This is a genomic window from Lelliottia sp. RD5 (assembly GCF_056032945.1).
Window position 1 is genome coordinate 21,275 of the sequence record NZ_JBVYHQ010000003.1, and the last position, 21,914, is coordinate 43,188.

The 21,914-nt window shown below is 54.6% G+C and carries 19 protein-coding genes; 13 read left to right on the forward strand and 6 right to left on the reverse strand.

Annotation, left to right across the window (positions count from 1 at the left end; translation table 11 throughout):
* Window positions 1–25: 25 nt before the first annotated feature.
* Window positions 26–757: a pyridoxine 5'-phosphate synthase gene (gene pdxJ / locus AC0LWE_RS11120; protein WP_131488370.1), complete on the forward strand. Its 732-nt coding sequence runs from the start codon at window positions 26–28 to the stop codon at window positions 755–757.
* Complete coding sequence (gene acpS / locus AC0LWE_RS11125; RefSeq protein WP_015960044.1) at window positions 757–1,137, forward strand: holo-ACP synthase; 381 nt, start codon at window positions 757–759, stop codon at window positions 1,135–1,137. Before pdxJ ends, acpS begins: the two co-directional genes overlap by 1 nt.
* Here acpS and AC0LWE_RS11130 read toward each other — a convergent pair.
* Together AC0LWE_RS11130 and AC0LWE_RS11135 are read right to left on the reverse strand one after the other, a co-directional pair.
* The gene (locus tag AC0LWE_RS11130) at window positions 1,134–1,394 is read right to left on the reverse strand and encodes a YfhL family 4Fe-4S dicluster ferredoxin (protein ID WP_059179473.1); all 261 of its coding nucleotides are present in this window, start codon (window positions 1,392–1,394) and stop codon (window positions 1,134–1,136) included. The two genes, acpS and AC0LWE_RS11130, sit on opposite strands and share 4 nt — an antisense overlap.
* 56 nt (window positions 1,395–1,450) lie before the next feature.
* Window positions 1,451–2,299: a MurR/RpiR family transcriptional regulator gene (locus AC0LWE_RS11135; RefSeq protein ID WP_059179472.1), complete on the reverse strand. Its 849-nt coding sequence runs from the start codon at window positions 2,297–2,299 to the stop codon at window positions 1,451–1,453.
* Window positions 2,300–2,416: 117 nt separating this feature from the next.
* Between AC0LWE_RS11135 and murQ the strand changes: the two genes are divergently transcribed.
* From murQ to tadA, 4 genes are read left to right on the forward strand one after another with little or no spacing between them, the layout of a single operon-like run.
* On the forward strand, window positions 2,417–3,310 hold the full coding sequence (gene murQ, locus AC0LWE_RS11140; RefSeq protein ID WP_204771558.1) for an N-acetylmuramic acid 6-phosphate etherase: 894 nt from the start codon (window positions 2,417–2,419) through the stop codon (window positions 3,308–3,310).
* 17 nt (window positions 3,311–3,327) lie between these two features.
* A complete protein-coding gene (locus AC0LWE_RS11145) occupies window positions 3,328–4,689 on the forward strand; it encodes a PTS transporter subunit EIIC (protein ID WP_202667378.1) in 1,362 nt (453 codons plus the stop codon).
* Between the two features lie 3 nt (window positions 4,690–4,692).
* The gene (gene yfhb / locus AC0LWE_RS11150) at window positions 4,693–5,328 is read left to right on the forward strand and encodes a phosphatidylglycerophosphatase C (protein ID WP_059179469.1); all 636 of its coding nucleotides are present in this window, start codon (window positions 4,693–4,695) and stop codon (window positions 5,326–5,328) included.
* 24 nt (window positions 5,329–5,352) lie between these two features.
* Window positions 5,353–5,895 (forward strand): tRNA adenosine(34) deaminase TadA, encoded by a 543-nt coding sequence (gene tadA / locus AC0LWE_RS11155; RefSeq protein ID WP_219347489.1) that lies wholly within the window; start codon window positions 5,353–5,355, stop codon window positions 5,893–5,895.
* On the opposite strand, the gene mltF is transcribed toward tadA, so the two are convergent.
* Window positions 5,780–7,333: a membrane-bound lytic murein transglycosylase MltF gene (gene mltF / locus AC0LWE_RS11160; RefSeq protein ID WP_219347490.1), complete on the reverse strand. Its 1,554-nt coding sequence runs from the start codon at window positions 7,331–7,333 to the stop codon at window positions 5,780–5,782. The two genes, tadA and mltF, sit on opposite strands and share 116 nt — an antisense overlap.
* Window positions 7,334–7,599: 266 nt before the next feature.
* Here mltF and purL point away from each other — a divergent pair, with 266 nt between their 5' ends.
* The 5 genes from purL (at window position 7,600) to glnB (ending at window position 16,024) form a co-directional block, all read left to right on the forward strand.
* Window positions 7,600–11,487, forward strand: coding sequence for a phosphoribosylformylglycinamidine synthase (gene purL, locus AC0LWE_RS11165; RefSeq protein WP_131488358.1), 3,888 nt, complete (start codon window positions 7,600–7,602; stop codon window positions 11,485–11,487).
* Between the two features lie 591 nt (window positions 11,488–12,078).
* The gene (qseE, locus tag AC0LWE_RS11170) at window positions 12,079–13,512 is read left to right on the forward strand and encodes a two component system sensor histidine kinase QseE/GlrK (RefSeq protein WP_106379798.1); all 1,434 of its coding nucleotides are present in this window, start codon (window positions 12,079–12,081) and stop codon (window positions 13,510–13,512) included.
* A complete protein-coding gene (qseG, locus tag AC0LWE_RS11175) occupies window positions 13,509–14,273 on the forward strand; it encodes a two-component system QseEF-associated lipoprotein QseG (RefSeq protein WP_059179464.1) in 765 nt (254 codons plus the stop codon). Before qseE ends, qseG begins: the two co-directional genes overlap by 4 nt.
* Window positions 14,270–15,607: a two-component system response regulator GlrR gene (gene glrR, locus AC0LWE_RS11180; RefSeq protein WP_059179463.1), complete on the forward strand. Its 1,338-nt coding sequence runs from the start codon at window positions 14,270–14,272 to the stop codon at window positions 15,605–15,607. Before qseG ends, glrR begins: the two co-directional genes overlap by 4 nt.
* Window positions 15,608–15,685: 78 nt before the next feature.
* The gene (glnB, locus tag AC0LWE_RS11185; RefSeq protein ID WP_002914032.1) at window positions 15,686–16,024 is read left to right on the forward strand and encodes a nitrogen regulatory protein P-II; all 339 of its coding nucleotides are present in this window, start codon (window positions 15,686–15,688) and stop codon (window positions 16,022–16,024) included.
* Between the two features lie 37 nt (window positions 16,025–16,061).
* On the opposite strand, the gene hmpA is transcribed toward glnB, so the two are convergent.
* On the reverse strand, window positions 16,062–17,252 hold the full coding sequence (hmpA, locus tag AC0LWE_RS11190) for an NO-inducible flavohemoprotein (protein WP_219347491.1): 1,191 nt from the start codon (window positions 17,250–17,252) through the stop codon (window positions 16,062–16,064).
* 302 nt (window positions 17,253–17,554) lie between these two features.
* Between hmpA and glyA the strand changes: the two genes are divergently transcribed.
* On the forward strand, window positions 17,555–18,808 hold the full coding sequence (gene glyA, locus AC0LWE_RS11195) for a serine hydroxymethyltransferase (protein ID WP_059179461.1): 1,254 nt from the start codon (window positions 17,555–17,557) through the stop codon (window positions 18,806–18,808).
* A gap of 48 nt (window positions 18,809–18,856) precedes the next feature.
* Here glyA and AC0LWE_RS11200 read toward each other — a convergent pair whose 3' ends face one another.
* Entirely contained in the window at window positions 18,857–19,279 is a 423-nt protein-coding gene (locus tag AC0LWE_RS11200) for a DoxX family protein (protein ID WP_015960030.1), read from the reverse strand.
* A 172-nt stretch (window positions 19,280–19,451) separates the two neighbouring features.
* Here AC0LWE_RS11200 and AC0LWE_RS11205 point away from each other — a divergent pair, with 172 nt between their 5' ends.
* The gene (locus AC0LWE_RS11205) at window positions 19,452–20,591 is read left to right on the forward strand and encodes a 3-phenylpropionate MFS transporter (RefSeq protein ID WP_219347492.1); all 1,140 of its coding nucleotides are present in this window, start codon (window positions 19,452–19,454) and stop codon (window positions 20,589–20,591) included.
* Between the two features lie 3 nt (window positions 20,592–20,594).
* Here AC0LWE_RS11205 and csiE read toward each other — a convergent pair whose 3' ends face one another.
* Window positions 20,595–21,872 (reverse strand): stationary phase inducible protein CsiE, encoded by a 1,278-nt coding sequence (csiE, locus tag AC0LWE_RS11210; protein WP_174343065.1) that lies wholly within the window; start codon window positions 21,870–21,872, stop codon window positions 20,595–20,597.
* Window positions 21,873–21,914: the final 42 nt, after the last annotated feature.

The window sequence follows — 21,914 nt, forward strand, 5'->3', positions numbered from 1 at the left end:
AACAACGAGAAAACCGAGGATTGTCATGGCTGAATTACTGTTAGGCGTCAACATTGATCACATCGCCACGCTGCGTAATGCGCGCGGTACGGCATATCCTGATCCGGTTCAGGCGGCGTTTATTGCCGAGCAGGCGGGCGCAGACGGTATTACCGTTCATTTGCGTGAAGATCGCCGTCATATCACTGACCGCGATGTGAAAATTTTGCGCCAGACGCTGGATACCCGCATGAATCTGGAAATGGCGGTCACGGAAGAGATGCTGGCGATTGCCTGTGAAACCAAACCACATTTTTGCTGCCTGGTGCCGGAAAAGCGTCAGGAAGTGACCACTGAAGGTGGGCTAGATGTCGCCGGGCAGCAGGATAAAATGCGCGATGCCTGCAAACGCCTCGCTGACGCCGGAATTCTGGTTTCTCTGTTTATCGACGCCGATGTTGAGCAGATAAAAGCGGCCGCTGCGGTCGGCGCGCCGTACATCGAAATTCATACCGGCTGCTATGCCGATGCTGAAGATGAAGCCACGCAGGCTAAAGAACTCGCCCGCATCGCGAAAGCGGCAACTTACGCCGCCAGCCTCGGCTTGAAGGTTAACGCCGGGCATGGTCTGACGTATCACAATGTTAAAGCAATTGCGGAAATTCCAGAGATGTTCGAACTGAACATCGGGCACGCCATTATCGGGCGTGCGGTGATGAGCGGTCTTAAAGAGGCGGTGTCGGAAATGAAACGTCTGATGCTGGAAGCGCGTCAGTAATGGCGATTCTGGGCTTAGGCACGGACATCGTTGAAATCGGCCGTATCGAAGCGGTGATCGCCCGGAGTGGCGATCGCCTGGCGAGACGCGTGCTGAGCGACAATGAATGGGCTATCTGGGAAACGCATCAACAGCCGGTGCGTTTTCTGGCGAAGCGTTTTGCGGTCAAAGAGGCAGCAGCCAAAGCCTTTGGCACGGGCATCCGCAACGGACTGGCTTTTAATCAGTTTGAGGTGTTTAACGATGAACTGGGCAAACCGCGCCTGCGTTTATGGGGTGAGGCGCAAAAACTGGCTGAGAAGCTTGGCGTGGTCAATATGCACGTGACGCTGGCGGATGAACGACGCTACGCCTGTGCGACGGTAATTCTCGAAAGTTAAACTTTGTCCGCGTGGTGCATCAGTACAAATTTGTCCCACAGCTGCTCTTCTGATTCCACATGCGCAGGATCCTTGAGGATGGTGTTTGGAATAGGGCACACTTTCTGACAAGTCGGCGTCTCGTAATGACCGATGCATTCGGTACAGCGATCGCTGTTAATCTCATAAATGCTGTCACCCATCGAAATCGCCTCGTTAGGGCATTCGGGTTCGCACATATCGCAATTGATGCATTTTTTGGTGATTAACAGCGCCATCAGGAAAATCTCAGAAACATCACAAACAGGGCGGGCATTATACGCTCATTCCCTGCTCAAACCAGTTTTTTTACCAGCTCTTCGCTATGACGAATACGCTCCGGCGCATGTTCTAAATCCTGCTGTACGAGCGCCACAAAGAGCAAATCCGTCAGCATCATCTGCGCGCTGGTGGACGAAATCGCCGCGCTGCGCGTCGCTTGTTCCTCAGCAATGGTGTACAGGCAACGCGTGGCGCGTTGTTGCAGGGCGTTAGGCGTAAAACCGGTGATCGCCAGGATCTTCCCGCCCACACGCAGCGCCTCATCAGAGGCCAGATTGATTTCACGCCGCTCGCCGGAATACGAAATTGCCACCAACAGATCGTCTGGAGCCATAGCCTGAACCGTCGACAGGAGGGCATGCATATCCTGTTCGGCCATGGCGTTGTAACCAATTTTCGTTAGCTTCCAGCCAAAGTTCCGCGCCACCAGTCCGGATGCGCCAATACCCGTCAGAATGATCCGTCTCGCACTGCGCAGCATGGCGACACTCTCGAGCAGTTTTTCTTCGCTATTCACATCAAGCGTGGCGTGCATTGCCGTCACGTTCTCCTTGATGAGTTTTTCCCCGACGAGCCGCATCGGGTCATCACCGCGAATCTGATTGTGCAGCGGCATGGATTGCGGATTTGGGTTGTTGACCAGCGCTTCGCTGATCGCCAGTTTTAGTGCCGGAAAGCCTTTAAACCCAATCTTTTGCGCAAATTTAACGACGCTCGACTGGCTGACTCCCGCTTCGCTGGCGAGCTGTTGAGAGCTTAAGTGACGCGCATGATCGGGCTGCGCCAGCAGGAAATCCGCCAGTTTTTTGTCGCTCTGGGCAAAGCCCGCATAACGCTGGCGAATACGGATTAAGCAGTTCATACGTCCTCCTGGCGAAAATGTGATAGCCGCAGCAAATCGAAGTTTGCTCACCTGAATGAATTTTATATTCCACTATAGTACGAGTATTATGAATTAAAAATTCCTGAGGTACAAAAGATGAATCTTGGCTCGCTAGTTTCAGAATCACGTAATCCACAAACCATGGACCTGGATGCATTGTCCACCTTTGACCTTGTAACCCGTTTTAATCAACAGGATACGCTGGTCGCGCTGGCAGTGAAAGAGACATTGCCCGAGGTCGCTAAAGCCGTGGATGCGGCAGCCGATGCGCTTAAAGCTGGTGGACGCATAATTTACATGGGCGCAGGGACCAGCGGGCGGCTGGGGGTGCTGGATGCGTCTGAATGTCCGCCAACCTTTGGCGTGCCGCACGGTCTGGTTCTTGGCCTGATTGCAGGCGGACCCGGCGCATTATTAAAAGCGGTTGAAGGGGCTGAGGACAATCAGCAACTGGGCGCAGACGATCTCATGGCCGTTAATCTGAGTGCTAATGATGTCGTGGTCGGTCTGGCCGCGTCCGGGCGCACACCGTACGTCATCGGTGGACTGGAATATGCCAAACAGCAGGGCTGCACCACGGTCGCTATCTCCTGCAATCCGGGTTCGCCGATTGCCCAGATCGCGGCGATTGCGATCTCGCCGGTTGTGGGGCCAGAAGCGTTGACTGGCTCGACGCGGCTTAAATCCGGCACGGCGCAAAAGCTGGTGCTCAACATGATCTCTACCGGTGCGATGGTGAAATTCGGCAAGGTCTACCAGAACCTGATGGTGGATATGCAAGCCACCAATATCAAGCTGGTGGACAGAGCCTGCCGCATGGTGGTGCAGGCGACAGGGGCCAGTCGTGAAGAGGCTGAGGCTGCGCTCAAAAAAACCGATCACGATGTGAAACCCGCCATTCTGATGATTCTGAGTGGGCTAGACGCCGCGGCGGCGCGCGCTAAGCTCGACGCTCATCACGGTTTCTTGCGAGCGGCGTTGGAAAACTAAAAATAACAGAGGCGTGTATGGAAAAAACAGCAGCGCTCGCCAGCGAGATTTTGCAGGGGATTGGCGGAGAGAAAAATATTCTGCGTCTTGAAAACTGCATGACGCGGGTACGAGTAGAAGTTCAGGATGACGATCGGCTTGATATTGCTCGTCTGAAAAAGCTCTCTGGCGTCAGCGGATACGTCAAACAAGGTGCCCAGCACCAGCTGATTGTCGGGCCGGGTAAAGCCGCGCAGGTTGTCGATGCGATGCGGGCGTTAATGGGGGCAGGCGGTGCTGGCGTACTTGATGATGCCGAACGCACCAAAGCGCAGGCGAAAGCCAAATATAAAGCGCCAATGAGCGATGCGCTGCGACAGCTGGCTAACGTCTTTATTCCGCTGATTCCTGCGTTTATCGCCTCTGGTCTGATTACTGGCATTATCAATATTCTCAAGCGGCCAGACATCGTCGGGGATTTCGCAACGCAGTATCCCAATATGCTGGGGATCCTGGGCATATTCGGCAGCGCAGTATTTGCCATTATGAATATCCTGGTCGGCGTCAATGCCGCGAAGGTGTTTGGCGGATCGCTGGCGATGGGCGGCGTAATGGCGGGGATCCTTTCCAGCCCGCAGTTGGCGCAGATCACGCTGTTTGGTGAGGCGCTCCAGCCGGGGCGGGGTGGCGTAATCGCGGTGCTGTTGGTGGTCGTTCTGATGTGCTGGGTGGAGAAAAAGCTGCGCAGCCTGCTGCCTGGCTCAATTGAGTTAATCCTTAATCCGCTACTGACGACGCTGATCACTGGGAGTATCGCGATTGTGGCGCTGCAACCGCTAGGCGGTTGGATCTCAGAGGCCATTGCTCACGGTGCTTCTTTAGCTATCGATCGCGGTGGCCTGCTGGTTGGGGCGATTCTGTCCGGGACCTTCCTGCCACTGGTATTAACCGGTTTACATCAGGGGCTGGTGCCGATTCACGTTGAACTGGTTCAGGCGCATGGCTATAACGCCCTGCTGCCAATCCTGTCGATGGCGGGCGTTGGACAAGTGGGTGCGGCCATTGCGGTACTGATGAAAACGCGTAACGCCCGACTGAAAAAGGTCATCAAAGGGGCGCTGCCGGTGGGGCTGTTGGGTATCGGCGAGCCGCTTATTTTTGGCGTCACGCTCCCGCTCGGCAAACCGTTCCTCGGTGCGTGTCTGGGTGGTGCCGTGGGCGGGGCGCTGATCAGCTACTGGAAAGTGGCAACCGTTATTACCTTTGGCATTTCAGGTTTACCGCTGGCATTAACCATCGTGACCGGAAAAGTCATGCTCTATCTGTTAGGCTATCTAATAGCAGTAATAGCCGGGTTCCTGTTTACCTGGCTGTTAGGGTTCAACGATCCAGAGGAGTAAGGTTTGGTTAATCACGAGCGACGTGTTGTCTTTTTCGATTTAGATGGAACGCTGCATCAGCAGGATATGTTTGGCACATTTATGCGCTATCTGCTGCGCCGCCAGCCCCTCAATGCGCTGCTCGTGCTGCCTCTTTTGCCGGTGATTGGCATCGCGCTGTTGATTAAAGGACGCGCGGCTCGTTGGCCGATGAGCCTGCTGTTATGGGGATGTACTTTTGGTCACAGTGAGGCGCGGCTCATGCAGCTTCAACAGGATTTTGCCCTGTGGTTCCGTGAGCATGTCATCGCCTTTCCGGTAGTCCAGGAACGTCTGACCACCTATCTGAATGCTAATGATGCCGATATCTGGTTAATTACCGGTTCTCCCCAGCCGCTGGTGGAGCAGGTCTATTTTGATACGCCGTGGCTGCCACGCGTAAATCTTATCGCCACCCAAATTGGCCGAGCCTATGGTGGTTGGGTGCTGACCCTGCGCTGCCTCGGGCATGAGAAAGTCGTTCAACTTGAGAAAAAAATCGGCACTCCGCTGCGGCTGTACAGCGGTTACAGCGACAGCAAACAAGATAACCCACTGCTCTACTTTTGCCAGCACCGCTGGCGAGTCACGCCGTCTGGTGAACTTCAGCAACTGGAATAGTGTTAATCATAACGGGTGTGTATAATGCGCCCGCTTTTCAGACTGGAGTATTATCCGTTGTCCGACCTTGAACTCAATCATGAATACTGGATGCGCCATGCGCTTCAGCTTGCCAAACGCGCTTGGGATGAGGGCGAAGTGCCCGTGGGTGCCGTTCTGGTACATAACAACCAAGTGATTGGGGAAGGGTGGAACCGCCCGATTGGGCGTCACGATCCGACTGCACATGCTGAAATTATGGCGCTGCGTCAGGGCGGTCTGGTACTACAAAACTATCGTCTGCTCGAAACCACGCTGTACGTCACGCTGGAACCTTGCGTGATGTGCTCTGGTGCGATGGTACACAGTCGCATCGGGACGCTGGTCTTTGGGGCGCGCGACGAAAAAACAGGCGCAGCGGGATCGCTGATGGACGTGCTACGGCATCCGGGTATGAACCATCAGGTGCAGATTATCGACGGGGTGCTTGCACCAGAGTGTTCGGGGCTATTAAGTGATTTCTTTCGAATGCGCCGTCAGCAGAAAAAGCAACAAAAGGCAGAATCGACGTCGTCGCCGGGTGATTGAGTTCATGCGGTGAAACCACCGGATAGCTCTGCGCGATCTGCTTGGCCTGTGTCACTTCCTTTTCCTTTTCCATCAGATAACCCACAAGGCTTATCTGATATTTCCGGATATTTTCCACATAGGCGTAAGCCTCATGCCCACGCGCATAGCCGTAGGTCAGCTTGTTGTACCAGGGTTTCTGGCTTAGGAGTGGCAAACGCTGTTTAACGTCGGACCAGCTGTCCGGGTTTCCTTTCGTTTTCGCCGTCAACGCACGGGCGTCGAGCATATGCGCGTAGCCCATATTGTAGGCCGCGAGCGCAAACCAAATCCGCTCTTCTTCCGGTACGGTATCCGGTACTTTTGCCATCATGTCCTGCAAATAGCGCGCGCCGCCGCTGATGCTCTGTTCGGCGTCGGTGCGATCGGTCAGGCCGAGACTTTGTGCGGTATTTTTGGTGAGCATCATCAGCCCGCGCACACCGGTCGGTGACGTCGCCTGGGCATCCCAATGTGATTCCTGATAGGAGATAGCCGCCAGCAGACGCCAGTCAATTTCCTCGGCGTATTTCTCAAAGAGGGGCTGCAAATCGGGCAACACGCTGTCAACGGCACGCAGGAAGCTGCGGGTATCAACGTAATCAAAATCACCGCCGTGCCCAAGATATTTCTCTTCAAGCCGCGCCAGGATGCCTTCTTCATTCATGGAATTAAAGAAATCGAGTATGGCGGCGGAAAGCGTCTGATCGTCGTCGAGCGGACTAAACCAGGTGACGGGCTGTTCATCGGTTACATCAAGCGCAACGGCGATTTCTGGATGAACGCGCTGGAAAAAACTGATCGCAACAGAATCGGCGATCGTGTACGCCAGCTTTTTGTCTTTCACTTGCTCCAGCAGCGCAGTCGTGCCGAGTTTCTCATCGACTTTCCAGCTCAGATCCGGATATTTTTTCTCTTTCAGCGCACGCAGATCGTCAATGACCACGTGCCCCGGTGCGACGGTGAGCTGCTGATCGTTGAGCGTGGCCATCGTACGCGGGCGAACGCCACCGACGCGGTATACCACCTGTTGCGAAACAGAATAGTATGTCGGGCCAGGTTGATAGTTTTTGCTCCGCTCGCTGTTATACACAAGCCCTGCGGCCAGCAGGTCGGCATCGTCATTATCCAGGTCGTCAAACAGCTGGCTGATATTCTGGCGAACGGTGATTTTGAGCTTTACGCCAAGGTAATCGGCAAACTGTTGCGCCAGTTCATAGTCCAGGCCAATGATTTTGCCATTCACATTGTTATAGGTCAGCGGGGAGTCGAGAGTACTGACGCGCAGTTCCCCCCGCGACTGAATCGCGGCGATACGGTTTTCGGCTTTGCCAAACCAGGGAATAGAAGGCCATAAGGCCGCTGCCAGCAGCAAGGTGACTATGCCGATGAGCAGATAATTAATCTTGAATTTTTTCAATTAGTTAATTCTCTGCGCCGTGCGATGCCTCAGTGTGCTGTAGTCATGTTAAGAATAAGGTTTACCATTGAATGAGCGGCATTTTGCGTAAACTTGCGCCAGTTGGCAACTAATTACAGAGACAGGTAACACCAATCGATAAAAATTCAGAATGATTTTATTTCGACGCAAACGGTTTCGTCGGCGCTCAGGATTCTCTATAATGACGCCCGTTTTCCCCTTGCGCACACTGTAAGCGCCTCAAGCGCTTCGAAGACGAGAGACTTATGATGGAAATTCTGCGTGGTTCGCCTGCACTATCTGCCTTCCGTATCAACAAACTGCTGGCACGTTTTCAGGCTGACGGCCTTCCGGTAAGCACTATTTACGCTGAGTATGTCCATTTTGCCGACCTGAATGCTCCTTTAAATGCAGAACAGCGAGCGCAGCTCGAACGCCTGCTCAAGTATGGTCCGAGTCTGAGCAGCCACACGCCGACCGGTAAACTGATTCTTGCTACACCTCGTCCGGGCACCATCTCCCCCTGGTCTTCTAAAGCGACTGACATCGCCCACAACTGCGGCCTGAGCCAGATCAATCGTCTGGAACGCGGCGTAGCGTATTACGTTGAAGCCTCGACGTTGACAGATGAACAGTGGCAGACGGTAGCCGCTGAGCTGCACGATCGCATGATGGAGAGCGTGTTTGCCTCTCTGGACGACGCGCAACAGCTGTTTTCCCATCATCAGCCGGCACCCGTGCAAAGCGTGGATCTGCTGGGCTTGGGCCGCCAGGCGCTGATTGACGCCAACCTGCGTTTAGGGCTGGCGCTCGCGGATGACGAAATTGACTACCTGCAGGATGCGTTCATTAAGCTGAACCGCAACCCTAACGACATCGAACTGTATATGTTCGCGCAGGCGAACTCTGAGCATTGTCGCCATAAGATTTTTAACGCCGACTGGATTATCGACGGCGAAGAACAGCCAAAGTCGCTGTTCAAAATGATTAAAAACACCTTTGAGAAAAACCCTGAGCACGTGCTGTCTGCGTATAAAGACAACGCGGCGGTCATGGAAGGGTCTGAAGTGGGCCGCTTTTTCGCCGATCGCGAAGCAGGGCGCTATGACTTCCACCAGGAACCAACGCATATCCTGATGAAGGTCGAAACGCATAACCACCCGACGGCGATTTCGCCATGGCCAGGTGCGGCGACAGGCTCCGGCGGCGAAATTCGTGACGAAGGCGCAACCGGACGTGGCGCGAAACCAAAAGCAGGGCTGGTGGGCTTCTCCGTTTCAAACTTGCGTATTCCTGGCTTTGAACAGCCGTGGGAAGAAGATTTCGGCAAGCCGGATCGCATTGTCACCGCGCTCGATATCATGACCGAAGGCCCGCTGGGTGGCGCAGCCTTTAACAACGAATTTGGTCGCCCGGCCCTGAACGGCTACTTCCGTACCTATGAAGAAAAAGTCGACAGCCATAACGGCGAAGAGCTGCGCGGGTATCACAAACCGATCATGCTGGCGGGTGGGATCGGCAATATTCGCGCCGATCACGTCCAAAAAGGCGAGATCGTCGTGGGCGCTAAACTTATCGTCCTGGGCGGTCCGGCCATGAATATCGGTCTTGGCGGCGGCGCGGCGTCTTCTATGGCGTCCGGTCAATCTGACGCAGACCTTGATTTTGCCTCCGTTCAACGCGACAACCCGGAAATGGAACGTCGCTGTCAGGAAGTGATCGACCGCTGCTGGCAGCTTGGCGATGCCAACCCGATTCTGTTTATCCACGACGTCGGCGCGGGCGGTCTTTCGAACGCCATGCCAGAGCTGGTGAGCGATGGCGGCCGCGGTGGCCGCTTCAATCTGCGCGATATTTTGAGCGATGAGCCAGGCATGAGCCCGCTGGAAATCTGGTGTAACGAATCCCAGGAACGCTACGTGATGGCCGTTGCTGCCGATCAGTTGCCGCTGTTTGACGAGCTGTGCCGCCGCGAGCGCGCGCCGTACGCGGTGATTGGCGAAGCGACAGAAGAGCTGCACCTGACCATGAACGATCCGCATTTCGACAATCAGCCGATCGATCTGCCGCTGGACGTGCTGCTGGGCAAAACACCAAAAATGACCCGCGACGTGCAAACCCGTAAAGCGACGGGTAAGGCGCTGGATCTGCAGGGTGTGACGATTGCTGATGCGGTAAACCGCGTGCTGCATCTGCCTGCGGTGGCAGAGAAAACCTTCCTGGTGACCATCGGTGACCGTTCCGTGACCGGTATGGTGGCACGCGATCAAATGGTTGGCCCGTGGCAGATCCCGGTGGCGAACTGCGCGGTTACGACCGCGAGCCTCGATAGCTACTATGGCGAAGCGATGGCGCTGGGCGAACGTACGCCTGTCGCACTGCTCGACTTTGCTGCTTCTGCGCGTCTGGCTGTTGGCGAAGCGCTGACGAACATTGCGGCCACGCAGATTGGCGACATCAAACGCATCAAATTGTCCGCAAACTGGATGGCGGCCGCAGGCCACCCTGGTGAAGACGCGGGGCTGTACGAAGCGGTGAAAGCGGTAGGCGAAGAGCTGTGTCCGGCGCTGGGCCTGACCATTCCGGTGGGCAAAGACTCAATGTCGATGAAAACCCGCTGGCAGGAAGGCAATCAGCAGCGCGAGATGACGTCTCCGCTGTCGCTGGTGATTACCGCATTTGCGCGTGTTGACGATGTGCGTCATACCATCACACCGCAGCTGTCTACCGACGATAACGCCCTGTTGCTTATCGACCTGGGTAAAGGGCACAACGCGCTGGGCGCGACCGCGCTGGCGCAAGTGTACCGTCAACTCGGTGACAAACCTGCTGACGTACGCGATGTGGCTCAGCTGAAAGGCTTCTACAATGCGATTCAGGCGCTGGTTGCTGCGCGCCAACTGCTGGCCTACCACGACCGTTCAGACGGTGGCCTGATGGTTACTCTGGCTGAGATGGCCTTTACCGGCCACTGCGGCGTGGAAGTGAATATTGCTGGGCTGGGTAACGATCGTCTGGCGGCCCTGTTCAACGAAGAGCTGGGTGCGGTGATTCAGGTACGTGCGGCGGATCGCGAGGCTGTTGAAGCGTTGCTTGAACAGCACGGTCTGGCTGATTGCGTGCATTATCTGGGTAAAGCCGTAGCGGGCGACCGCTTTGTCATTGAAGCGGACGGCCATGCGGTGTATAGCGAGAGCCGCTCCCGACTTCGCATGTGGTGGGCTGAAACCACCTGGCAGATGCAGCGCCTGCGTGATAACCCGGAATGCGCTGACCAGGAGCATGAGGCGAAAGCCAACGATAACGATCCTGGCCTGAATGTGAAGCTCTCTTTCGATATCAACGAAGATATTGCGGCTCCGTATATTTCGACCGGTGCGCGTCCGAGAGTGGCGGTGCTGCGCGAGCAGGGCGTGAACTCCCACGTTGAGATGGCGGCAGCGTTCCACCGTGCAGGCTTCGATGCTATCGACGTCCACATGAGCGACCTGTTGGCTGGCCGTATGGGCCTTGAAGACTTCCAGGCGCTGGTGGCCTGCGGCGGCTTCTCCTACGGTGACGTGCTGGGCGCGGGTGAAGGCTGGGCGAAGTCCATTCTCTTCAACAACCGCGTGCGCGATGAGTTCGAAACCTTCTTCCATCGTCCACAGACGCTGGCATTGGGCGTGTGTAACGGTTGCCAGATGATGTCCAATCTGCGCGAAGTTATCCCGGGTAGTGAAGCCTGGCCGCGCTTTGTACGTAACCAGTCGGACCGCTTTGAAGCGCGCTTTAGCCTGGTCGAAGTCACTCAAAGCCCGTCGCTGCTGTTGCAAGGTATGGTGGGTTCACAGATGCCGATTGCGGTTTCGCATGGCGAAGGGCAAGTTGAACTGCGTGACGCTGCGCATCTCGCAACGCTCGAAAGTAAAGGTCTGGTGGCGCTGCGCTTTGTCGATAACAACGGCAATGTGACGCAGAACTACCCGGCAAACCCGAACGGCTCGGCGAACGGCATTACCGCAGTGACCAACGAAAGTGGCCGTGTAACCATTATGATGCCGCATCCGGAGCGTGTATTCCGTACTGTCAGCAACTCGTGGCATCCGGAAAACTGGGGCGAAGACAGCCCATGGATGCGCATTTTCCGCAATGCGCGCAAGCAGTTGGGGTAATCCATCTGCCTCTCGCCGGACGATAATCGTTACGTCCGGTGGATGAGATGTGCTTTCAAAGCCCGGTTCGCATCTGCGCGCCGGGTTTTTTCATTGTGATATCACGCATCTTTAGGTGTCGGTATTACACGACAATGGTACAGTTGTCGTGTCTCTAAAAGGCGACACTTAACGCTATGATTTATAAAGCAGTCTGGAAGTTTGAAATAAGGTGTAGCCAATGAGCGACACTTAGCCTGGAAATCATTCAGGCAATAAGTAACACGATGTTGTAGTAAAAGTCATATATTTCATAATGTTAATATTTTGTTTTGATTTTTGGCACGGCTGTTGCATAATATTAATCAGTGGCTCATTCACCCTCTTATGTCAGCCCCTTCGGGACGCGCTACATAAACTTCGAATGACGCACAAAAAGGTGCCTGCCGTCCAACTACTGATTATTGCTCACGCTTTATCAGGCTCCGGGCGAAACGTCGAGTAAGGCACCGCCTCATTTCATAACAAAGCCGGGTTTTTACCCGGCTTTGTTGTATCTGAAGGTCAGACTCGGTACGCTCTCCAGACCCCCCTCACTGAGAGAGTCATGCGTTGAAACGCTGGTCTGTTTTTCCTCGCTCCCTGCGACAGCTTGTTATGATGGCCTTCCTGCTCATCTTGTTACCCCTGTTGGTGCTGGCATGGCAGGCGTGGCAAAGCCTTAATGCGCTCAGCGCCCAGGCCGCGCAGACTAACCGCACGACGCTCATTGATGCCCGACGCAGCGAAGCGATGACCAACGCCGCGCTGGAAATGGAGCGCAGCTATCGCCAGTATTGCGTGCTGGACGACCGTACGCTGGAAAAGGTCTATCAAAATCAACGCAAACGCTACAGCGAAATGCTGGACGCGCATGCGGGTGTGCTCCCGGACGATAAGCTGTATCAGGCGTTGCGCCAGGATCTGAACGATCTGGGGCAATTGCAGTGCAAAAACAGTGGGCCTGATGAGGTCGCAACTGTCCGGCTCGAAGCGTTTGCCAGCGCCAATACCGAGATGGTGCAAACAACCCGTACCGTTATTTTTTCGCGTGGGCAGCAGCTGCAACAGGAAATCGCCGAGCGCGGTCAGTTCTTTGGCTGGCAAGCGCTGGTGCTGTTTATGGTCAGCCTGGCGCTGGTGCTGCTGTTTACCCGAATGATCATCGGCCCGGTAAAAGGCATCGAACGGATGATTAATCTTCTGGGGGAAGGAAAGTCCCTCGGAAATACCGTGGTCTTTAAAGGGCCACGGGAATTGCGTTCCGTGGGTCAACGCATTATCTGGCTCTCGGAGAGGCTGGCGTGGCTGGAATCACAGCGCCACCAATTTTTACGCCATATCTCCCACGAATTAAAAACGCCGCTTGCCAGCATGCGCGAAGGAACTGAATTGCTCGCCGATGAAGTGGCAGGGCCGTTAACCGCCGAGCAAAAAGAGATCGTCGAGATCCTCGACGCCAGTAGCCGTAATCTGCAAAAACTGATTGAACAACTGCTTGATTACAACCGTAAACTGGCCGATGGCGCGGTTGAACTGGAACGCGTTGAGATCGAACCGCTGGTGGATATGGTGCTCTCCGCCCACAGCTTGCCAGCGCGAGCTAAAATGATGCATACCGAACTGGATCTCCAGGAGCCAGTCTGTTTTGCAGAGCCTATGCTATTAATGAGTGTACTGGATAATCTTTATTCCAATGCGGTGCACTATGGTACTGAATCCGGTAACATTTATATTCGTAGTTTCACCCAGGGATCGCGGGTGTGTGTGGATGTCGCCAATACCGGAGATCCCATTCCGGATGACGAAAAAAAGATGATTTTTGAGCCCTTTTTCCAGGGAAGTCATCAGCGAAAAGGTGCGGTAAAGGGGAGCGGGTTGGGCTTAAGTATTGCCCGCGATTGCATACGGCGTATGCACGGCGAGTTGTATATCTCGCATGACGATCGCGCGGATGTTTGCTTTCGTATCGAACTGCCTCTTGAGCCGGAAAAATCAATGCAATGAATCTAAGTCTGGTGAGTATGTTACACGTCTTTTCTCGCGCCATTAACGCGGTGTTTTCCAGTAAAATTATCCGTACGGGTCTGCCATGTCTGCTGCTGGCGGGATGCGTTGCCCATACGCCGAAAAGTGCAATCAGCGATAAACAAGACGATAAATTACCTGAGCATCAGTTGGCCGATTTTCTCTCGACAGAGTGCGAAAACATCTGGCAGCTGAGCGGCCACGACGTCGAAGCGAACCCTCTGTTCTGGTTGCGTGGCATTGATTGCGCCGATCGGTTGTCACCAGCGGCGGCGCGCGCGCAGGCCCACCAGTGGGCTGATGATACCTGGCAGGACAGTTTCAAACGCGGCATCCTGCTGGCCAATGCCAAAATTAACCCGGTCGAGCGTCGTGTGAATACCACGCGGATGGATGCGCTCAGCCCACAAATTCCTGCGCAAGTGCGCCCGGTATATCAACTCTGGCGTGACGGGCAGGTTCTGCAATTGCAGCTTGCCGAAGAGCGCTTCCGCTACGGTAAATTGCAACAATCTGCGGACGGTGAACTGGATACGCTTCGGTCACAACAACAGTATTTGCGCGCGCAGCTTGAGACCACGACGCGCAAGCTGGAAAACCTTACGGATATTGAGCGTCAGCTGTCCACGCGTAAACCGGCCAGCAACTATTTACCGGATGCTTCTAAGACCAACGCACAGCCGGCCAAAACGCCTGATGAGGACAGTGATACTTCGAAACAAGAGGACGTGAAGCCATGACAAGTCGCAAACCTGCCCATCTCCTGCTGGTGGATGACGATCCCGGCTTGCTGAAGCTGTTGGGAATGCGCCTGGTCAGCGAGGGTTACAGCGTTGTCACTGCCGAAAGTGGGCAGGAAGCGCTGAAAACGCTTGGTCGAGAGAAAATCGATCTGGTGATCAGCGATCTGCGCATGGACGAGATGGATGGCATGCAGCTGTTCGTTGAAATCCAGAAGCTGCAGCCTGGAATGCCGGTCATTATTCTCACGGCGCATGGCTCGATTCCTGATGCGGTCGCCGCAACACAGCAGGGGGTATTTAGCTTCCTGACCAAGCCGGTGGACAAAGACGCGTTGTATAAAGCGATCGACGATGCGCTGGAACATTCCGCGCCGTCCGTTGATGAAAAATGGCGTGAATCCATCGTGACGCGCAGCCCGATTATGCTGCGCTTGCTGGAGCAGGCGCGCATGGTCGCACAATCGGACGTCAGTCTGCTGATTAATGGGCAGAGCGGGACCGGGAAAGAGATCCTGGCGCAGGCGATTCACAACGCCAGCCCGCGCAGCAAAAACGCATTTATCGCCATCAACTGCGGTGCGCTTCCTGAACAACTGCTGGAATCTGAACTCTTTGGTCATGCGCGCGGCGCGTTTACGGGCGCGGTGAGCAGCAGGGAAGGGCTTTTCCAGGCCGCAGAAGGCGGGACGCTTTTCCTTGATGAAATTGGTGATATGCCCGCGCCATTGCAGGTCAAACTGCTGCGCGTGTTGCAGGAGCGCAAAGTGCGCCCGCTGGGCAGCAACCGTGATATCGACATTAACGTACGGATTATCTCGGCTACTCACCGTGATTTGCCAAAAGCGATGGAGCGTAAAGAGTTCCGCGAAGATCTCTACTACCGCCTGAACGTCGTCAATCTGAAGATCCCGGCGCTGGCGGAGCGCGCGGAAGATATTCCGCTGCTGGCGAATCATCTTTTGCGTCAGTCGGCGGACAGACATAAGCCGTTCGTGCGCGCGTTTTCAACCGATGCAATGAAACGGCTGATGACCGCAGGCTGGCCGGGTAACGTGCGCCAACTGGTGAACGTGATCGAACAGTGCGTGGCGCTGACCTCCTCGCCGGTGATCAGCGATGCGCTGGTGGAGCAGGCGCTTGAAGGCGAAAACACCGCGCTGCCGACGTTTGTTGAAGCGCGTAATCAGTTTGAGCTGAACTATCTGCGTAAGCTGCTGCAAATCACCAAGGGCAACGTGACGCATGCCGCGCGCATGGCCGGGCGAAACCGCACAGAGTTTTATAAACTGCTGTCGCGCCATGAGCTGGAAGCGAACGACTTTAAAGAGTAATACCGCAAATTTGATTGTTTATGATACTGTGAGCAATCGATTACGAAGCTGCAAAAGACAGGCGTTTAAGGACCCACCATGAAAAAGATTGATGCGATTATTAAACCTTTCAAACTCGATGATGTACGTGAAGCGCTGGCGGAAGTTGGCATTACCGGCATGACAGTGACAGAGGTCAAAGGTTTTGGTCGCCAGAAGGGCCACACCGAGCTGTACCGTGGCGCAGAGTACATGGTGGACTTCCTGCCGAAAGTGAAAATCGAAATTGTGGTGACTGACGATATCGTGGATACCTGTGTGGATACTATTATCCGCACGGCGCAAACCGGTAAAATTGGTGACGGTAAGATCTTTGTCTTTGATGTGGCGCGCGTTATCCGTATTCGTACGGGTGAAGAAGACGACGCCGCCATCTAATCTGAATATTCCCCTCCCGCTCGGGAGGGGAATCGTACTACAGCACTTTATGCGGGCCGAAGCATTCGTAATGAATGTTGTCTTTATTCACGCCCAGCTCAACCAGCTGCTTCGCGGCAAACTGCATAAACGCCACCGGCCCACAGACGTAAAACTGCATCTCTGGCGCGCTGAATAGTCCCTCATGTAGACTCAAATCCATCAGCCCTTCGCTGTCAAAATGGCCCGTTGCACGGTCTGCTTCCGTCGGCAGACGATACCAGGTGTGTGCGTTAAAACGCGGCAAACCGGCCGTCATGGCGGCGATCTCATCGGCAAAGGCGTGCACATCGCCGTTTTCAGCCGCGTGGAACCAGTTAACCTGAGCGCTATGTTTTGCCTGAGCAAGCGTGTCCAGCATCGCCAGCATGGGCGTTTGGCCGACACCTGCGGAAATCAGCGTAACTGGCGTATTGGCGTCAACAGCCATAAAGAAATCCCCCGCTGGGGCGGCAAGATGAACTTCATCGCCCACTACGGCGTGGTTATGCAGCCAGCTTGATACCTGACCGCCATCTTCGCGTTTCACCGCAATGCGATAGCCTTTACCGTTTGGCTTGCGGGTCAGTGAATATTGGCGGATTTCCTGATGCGGGAATCCCTCAGGCTTGATCCACACGCCAAGATACTGGCCTGGCTGATAGTCCGCGACAGGCAGACCATCAACCGGCTCAAATTCAAAACTGGTGATCAGAGCGCTACGCGGCGTTTTTTCAACGATGCGGAAAGCACGCGTTCCTTCCCAACCGCCGTTTTTAGTGGCGTGTTCACTGTAGATTTGCGCTTCGCGATTGATAAACACATTTGCCAGCACGCCGTAGGCTTTGCCCCAGGCATCCAGCACCTCCTGACCAGGACTGAACATCTCATCCAGCGTCGCCAGCAGATGACTACCGACAATATTGTACTGCTCCGGTTTGATCTGGAAGCTGGTGTGTTTTTGGGCGATTTTTTCGACCGCGGGCAAAAGCGCTGCAAGATTATCGATGTTGCTGGCGTACGCCGCGATGGCGTTGAACAGGGCTTCGCGTTGATCGCCGTTGCGCTGGTTGCTCATGTTGAAAATCTCTTTGAGCTCCGGGTTGTGCGCGAACATGCGATCGTAGAAATGGGCGGTGAGTTTTGGTCCGGTTTCAACCAGCAGGGGAATCGTGGCCTTGACCGTAGCGATGGTTTGAGCGTCTAACATAGCATTTTCCTTCAGGTGATTTTCTAATGATGTATTTTATATGCATCTTATAAAAAATAACCCTGCGTTGTAAATGGGTCTGTGCATCATGAAAAATGTGCATCACAAACCTGAAAAGAAATCCGTTGAAAATCGTGAGGGCTTTATTCCTCAAACCCTTGCGTGGCGTACAGGTAAACGTTTGCGTAAATTCGTTTGTCAAGACCTGTTATCGCACAACTATTCGGTTATACTGTGGCGCGTTGTCCAACAGGACCGGCTTTTTAGGCCAAATTTTATTGTTAGCTGAGTAGGAGAAGCGGATGTTAAAGCGTGAAATGAACATTGCCGATTATGATGCAGAACTGTGGCAAGCAATGGAGCAGGAAAAAGTACGTCAGGAAGAGCACATCGAACTGATCGCCTCCGAAAACTACACCAGCCCGCGCGTTATGCAGGCTCAGGGTTCTCAGCTGACCAACAAATACGCTGAAGGTTATCCAGGCAAACGCTATTACGGCGGTTGCGAGTACGTTGATATCGTTGAACAGCTGGCGATCGACCGTGCAAAAGAGCTGTTTGGCGCAGATTACGCTAACGTTCAGCCGCACTCCGGTTCTCAGGCTAACTTTGCGGTTTACACCGCGCTGCTGCAACCGGGTGACACCGTGCTGGGTATGAACCTTGCACAAGGCGGTCACCTGACTCACGGCTCACCGGTTAACTTCTCAGGCAAACTGTACAACATCATCCCTTACGGCATTGATGAGTCCGGTAAAATTGACTACGAAGACATGGCGAAGCAGGCTCAGACCCACAAACCGAAGATGATTATCGGTGGCTTCTCTGCTTACTCAGGCGTGGTTGACTGGGCAAAAATGCGCGAAATCGCAGACAGCATCGGTGCATATCTGTTCGTCGATATGGCGCACGTTGCGGGTCTGATTGCGGCAGGCGTTTATCCGAACCCGGTTCCACACGCACATGTCGTGACCACCACCACCCATAAAACCCTGGCGGGTCCGCGCGGCGGCCTGATCCTGGCGAAAGGCGGTGACGAAGAGCTGTACAAAAAACTGAATTCTGCTGTTTTCCCAAGCGCTCAGGGCGGCCCGCTGATGCACGTGATCGCGGCCAAAGCCGTGGCGCTGAAAGAAGCGATGGAGCCAGAGTTTAAAGTTTATCAGCAGCAGGTTGCGAAAAACGCCAAAGCGATGGTTGAAGTCTTCCTGAACCGTGGTTACAAAGTGGTTTCGGGCGGTACTGAAAACCACCTGTTCCTGCTGGATCTGGTTGATAAAAATCTGACCGGTAAAGAAGCAGACGCAGCCCTCGGCCGCGCAAACATCACCGTGAATAAAAACAGCGTACCGAACGATCCGAAGAGCCCGTTTGTGACTTCCGGTATCCGTATCGGTTCTCCGGCTGTGACGCGCCGCGGCTTCAAAGAAGCTGAAGTGAAAGAGCTGGCTGGCTGGATGTGTGATGTTCTGGATAACATCAACGACGAAGCGGTGATCGAACGTATTAAAGGTAAAGTGCTCGATATCTGCGCACGTTTCCCTGTGTACGCATAATTCTGCTCACCGTAATAGAAAAGGCCGCGCAAGCGGCCTTTAGTTTATCTAGCGCCGGTCAATGGAAATAGCACCGGGCCCGGTCACCGCCAGCAATAAGAATGCGCCAGCGATACTGACGTTTTTGTAGAAATTGATCATGTTTGGCATCACCGCATCGCCACTCATATCCCAGTAGTGGTGCCCGATCACCGCCGTTCCCAGCGTATAAAAGACAAACAGCACAGCTAGCGGGCGCGTAAAGAAACCGAGTACAATCAGGATCGCGGCAGGCACTTCCATCACCACCGCAATAATCGCGGCAAGCATGGGCATGGGCGCACCCAGCGACGTCATATATTGTACCGTTCCATCAAACCCGGTCATTTTGGGAATACCAAAAATTATAAACAGCACCACGACCGCAATACGGGCGATCAACAGTATTAACGAACGAGACTGGCCGAAATCGAAATAGCGTAGTGAGTTCATGGGGAAATGACCTCTGCAAGTGTTGTTATTTAAACGTAATACACATTCACCGTCGCCGCCATCAGCCGAACGATTCCAGTGATGTTAATTTATCGTTAATTTATAGCAGGCTAACGGCTTGCTTAATTTCGCTATTCTCGCCAGACTAACGCCTCCAAATCGGGAGGGATTCATGATTTTGCATTCCACACGCTGGCTGGCGCTCAGCTATTTCACCTACTTCTTTAGCTACGGTATTTTTCTGCCTTTCTGGAGCGTCTGGCTCGCCGGGATTGGCCTCACGCCTGAAACGATCGGCGTCCTGCTTGGTGCGGGTCTGGTGGCGCGTTTCTTAGGCAGTTTGCTGATTGCGCCGCGCGTCAGCGATCCCTCGCTGCTGATCAAATCCGTGCGCATCCTGGCACTTCTCACGCTGGTGTTCCTGGCGGGCTTTTGGGTCAGCCAGCAGTTTGCCTGGCTAATGGTGGTGATGGTCGGTTTTAACCTCTTTTTCTCCCCGCTGGTTCCCCTGACGGATGCGCTGGCCAATACCTGGCAAAAACAGATGCCGATGGATTATGGCCGGGTGCGCCTGTGGGGGTCGATAGCCTTTGTGATTGGCTCGGCGTTGGTGGGAAAACTGGTCAGCCTTTACGATTATCACGCCATTCTGGCGCTGTTGAGTGTCGGTATTGCCTCAATGCTGCTGGGGATGCTGCTGCGACCGTCCGTGATGCCACAGGGCGAAAGCCGTCATCAGGAGAGCGCGGGCTGGTCAGCCTGGAAAATGCTTATCGTGCAGAGCTGGCGTTTTCTGGCTTGCGTTTGTCTGCTGCAGGGCGCACATGCGGCGTACTATGGTTTCAGCGCGATCTACTGGCAGGGCGCGGGTTATTCCGCTTCGGCGATAGGTTATCTGTGGTCGCTTGGCGTGGTGGCGGAAGTGGTTATTTTCGCTCTGAGCAAGAAACTGTTCCGCCGCTTTGGTGCGCGCGATTTGCTGCTGCTGTCCGCCGTGTGTGGCGTGGCGCGCTGGGGGATCATGGGCTGGACGACGGAGTTACCGTGGCTTATCGTGGCGCAAATCCTGCACTGCGGCACCTTCACCGTGTGCCATCTGGCGGCAATGCGTTACATCTCAGCGCGTGAGGGCAGCGACGTTATTCGTCTGCAGGCGATTTATTCTGCCGTGGCGATGGGCGGCAGTATTGCCGTGATGACGGTTTTTGCGGGCTATTTGTACCAGCATCTCGGTCACGGCGTGTTTTGGGTGATGGCGCTGGTTGCGTTGCCCGCGATGGTGGTGCGGCCGAAAGTGACCGCGCGAAGTTAAGCGTTACGATTCCAGCATCACGCGAATATGTTCTTGCTGCTGCGTGTTCAAGGCCTCTACGGCATGAATGAGCGGCGGCGAGAACAGCGGCAGGGCGGTGGCGTAAGGCGTAATCACCAGCGCCGCCTCTCGCGGTGCCCCGTCTTTCTGGAAAGCCTGTAGCGTCAGATAGCGAATATTCAACGGCAACAGAGTCAGCTCCCGCAGTTGTTCCTCAATCAGCACTTCGCACGCTTTGTCTTCACCCGTGAGCAACACCACCTGTTTTTCATACAGGTCGGTTTCCTGCATCAGCCACGCGCCAAAGATGACGGCGACCAGGCACATCTCTTCATCCGAAAAACGCAGGCCAAATTCGGCTTCGACTTCAAACAGAACATGACGAGTGGTACGCATCAGGCGCGGATAAAGACGCCCAATCTCTTCGGGCAGACTGTTATCGATTCCGATGCCGAACAACGAACGATCCAGCGCCTGCGTCAGATGGATATACAGCTGGTCCGTTAGCCCTTGTTCATCGCTAAAGCGCATTCCCGTTTGGCCGCGAAAACGGCCGATCATTCGCGAAATCGCCTGGCGCAGCCGTTCATCCTGCTGATGGGCATCCCGCAGCGGATCGGGGGTGCGGATCATCATGAACAGCAAGGACAGAAAAAGATTCTCATCGGTATGAGGATTCTGTAGCACGCGTCGCTGCCAGTGACGAACAATCTCCTGCGCGGTCAGAAATTCCCCGCGAGACTGCGCCCAGTTACGTTGCACGGGAGAAAACTGCGGTGTAAGGCCGAGATGATGCTGTATCAGGCAATACTGCAGGTACAGCTGCAAAAACTGAACGTCACGGCACTCAAACTGGCGCTGCAGGCGGCGCGAACAGAAGTTGATCAGCGCCCGCAGATTGGTATCGTCATAAAGCGTGCGTGCAATACCAAGCTGTTTAAGCTGCGTTTTAAGCGCCGGGGTAAACTGCTGAGTGATAAAGTGCGGACACAGGCGCAATGCCCGACGCAGCCAGTGCAGCAGGCATAAGCGTTGATCGAGCGTGGTGCCTTCAAGCCGGTAGCTGCCGTCATGATGCGTCGCGATGTCGAGCCGGTGATAGCGCTGGATTTCATCGCGCGTCTCGGCTATATCTTGCCGTGCAATGTCGTCATCGACCCCATTAATGCCAACAATGCTTTGCGGGGTAACGGCAAAATCGGGCAGGTAAAGCATCAAAAGCACCTGGCAGCGACGCTGCGAACTGGAAAGCACAGATGGTATTTCAAGTGTCGTCATCATCTGTCGGTATCCAGGAGAAGTATTCGATAAGAATAGCTAAAG

Excerpts from the sequence above, each read along its gene's own strand:
- glrR (WP_059179463.1), top strand. The coding sequence starts at position 14,270 with ATGACAAGTCGCAAACCTGCCCATCTCCTGCTGGTGGATGACGATCCC.
- glnB (WP_002914032.1), top strand. The coding sequence starts at position 15,686 with ATGAAAAAGATTGATGCGATTATTAAACCTTTCAAACTCGATGATGTA.
- AC0LWE_RS11130 (WP_059179473.1), bottom strand. The coding sequence starts at position 1,394 with ATGGCGCTGTTAATCACCAAAAAATGCATCAATTGCGATATGTGCGAA.
- acpS (WP_015960044.1), top strand. The coding sequence starts at position 757 with ATGGCGATTCTGGGCTTAGGCACGGACATCGTTGAAATCGGCCGTATC.
- murQ (WP_204771558.1), top strand. The coding sequence starts at position 2,417 with ATGAATCTTGGCTCGCTAGTTTCAGAATCACGTAATCCACAAACCATG.
- AC0LWE_RS11135 (WP_059179472.1), bottom strand. The coding sequence starts at position 2,299 with ATGAACTGCTTAATCCGTATTCGCCAGCGTTATGCGGGCTTTGCCCAG.
- AC0LWE_RS11145 (WP_202667378.1), top strand. The coding sequence starts at position 3,328 with ATGGAAAAAACAGCAGCGCTCGCCAGCGAGATTTTGCAGGGGATTGGC.
- purL (WP_131488358.1), top strand. The coding sequence starts at position 7,600 with ATGATGGAAATTCTGCGTGGTTCGCCTGCACTATCTGCCTTCCGTATC.
- tadA (WP_219347489.1), top strand. The coding sequence starts at position 5,353 with ATGCGCCCGCTTTTCAGACTGGAGTATTATCCGTTGTCCGACCTTGAA.
- hmpA (WP_219347491.1), bottom strand. The coding sequence starts at position 17,252 with ATGTTAGACGCTCAAACCATCGCTACGGTCAAGGCCACGATTCCCCTG.
- AC0LWE_RS11205 (WP_219347492.1), top strand. The coding sequence starts at position 19,452 with ATGATTTTGCATTCCACACGCTGGCTGGCGCTCAGCTATTTCACCTAC.
- glyA (WP_059179461.1), top strand. The coding sequence starts at position 17,555 with ATGTTAAAGCGTGAAATGAACATTGCCGATTATGATGCAGAACTGTGG.
- qseG (WP_059179464.1), top strand. The coding sequence starts at position 13,509 with ATGAATCTAAGTCTGGTGAGTATGTTACACGTCTTTTCTCGCGCCATT.
- csiE (WP_174343065.1), bottom strand. The coding sequence starts at position 21,872 with ATGATGACGACACTTGAAATACCATCTGTGCTTTCCAGTTCGCAGCGT.
- pdxJ (WP_131488370.1), top strand. The coding sequence starts at position 26 with ATGGCTGAATTACTGTTAGGCGTCAACATTGATCACATCGCCACGCTG.
- AC0LWE_RS11200 (WP_015960030.1), bottom strand. The coding sequence starts at position 19,279 with ATGAACTCACTACGCTATTTCGATTTCGGCCAGTCTCGTTCGTTAATA.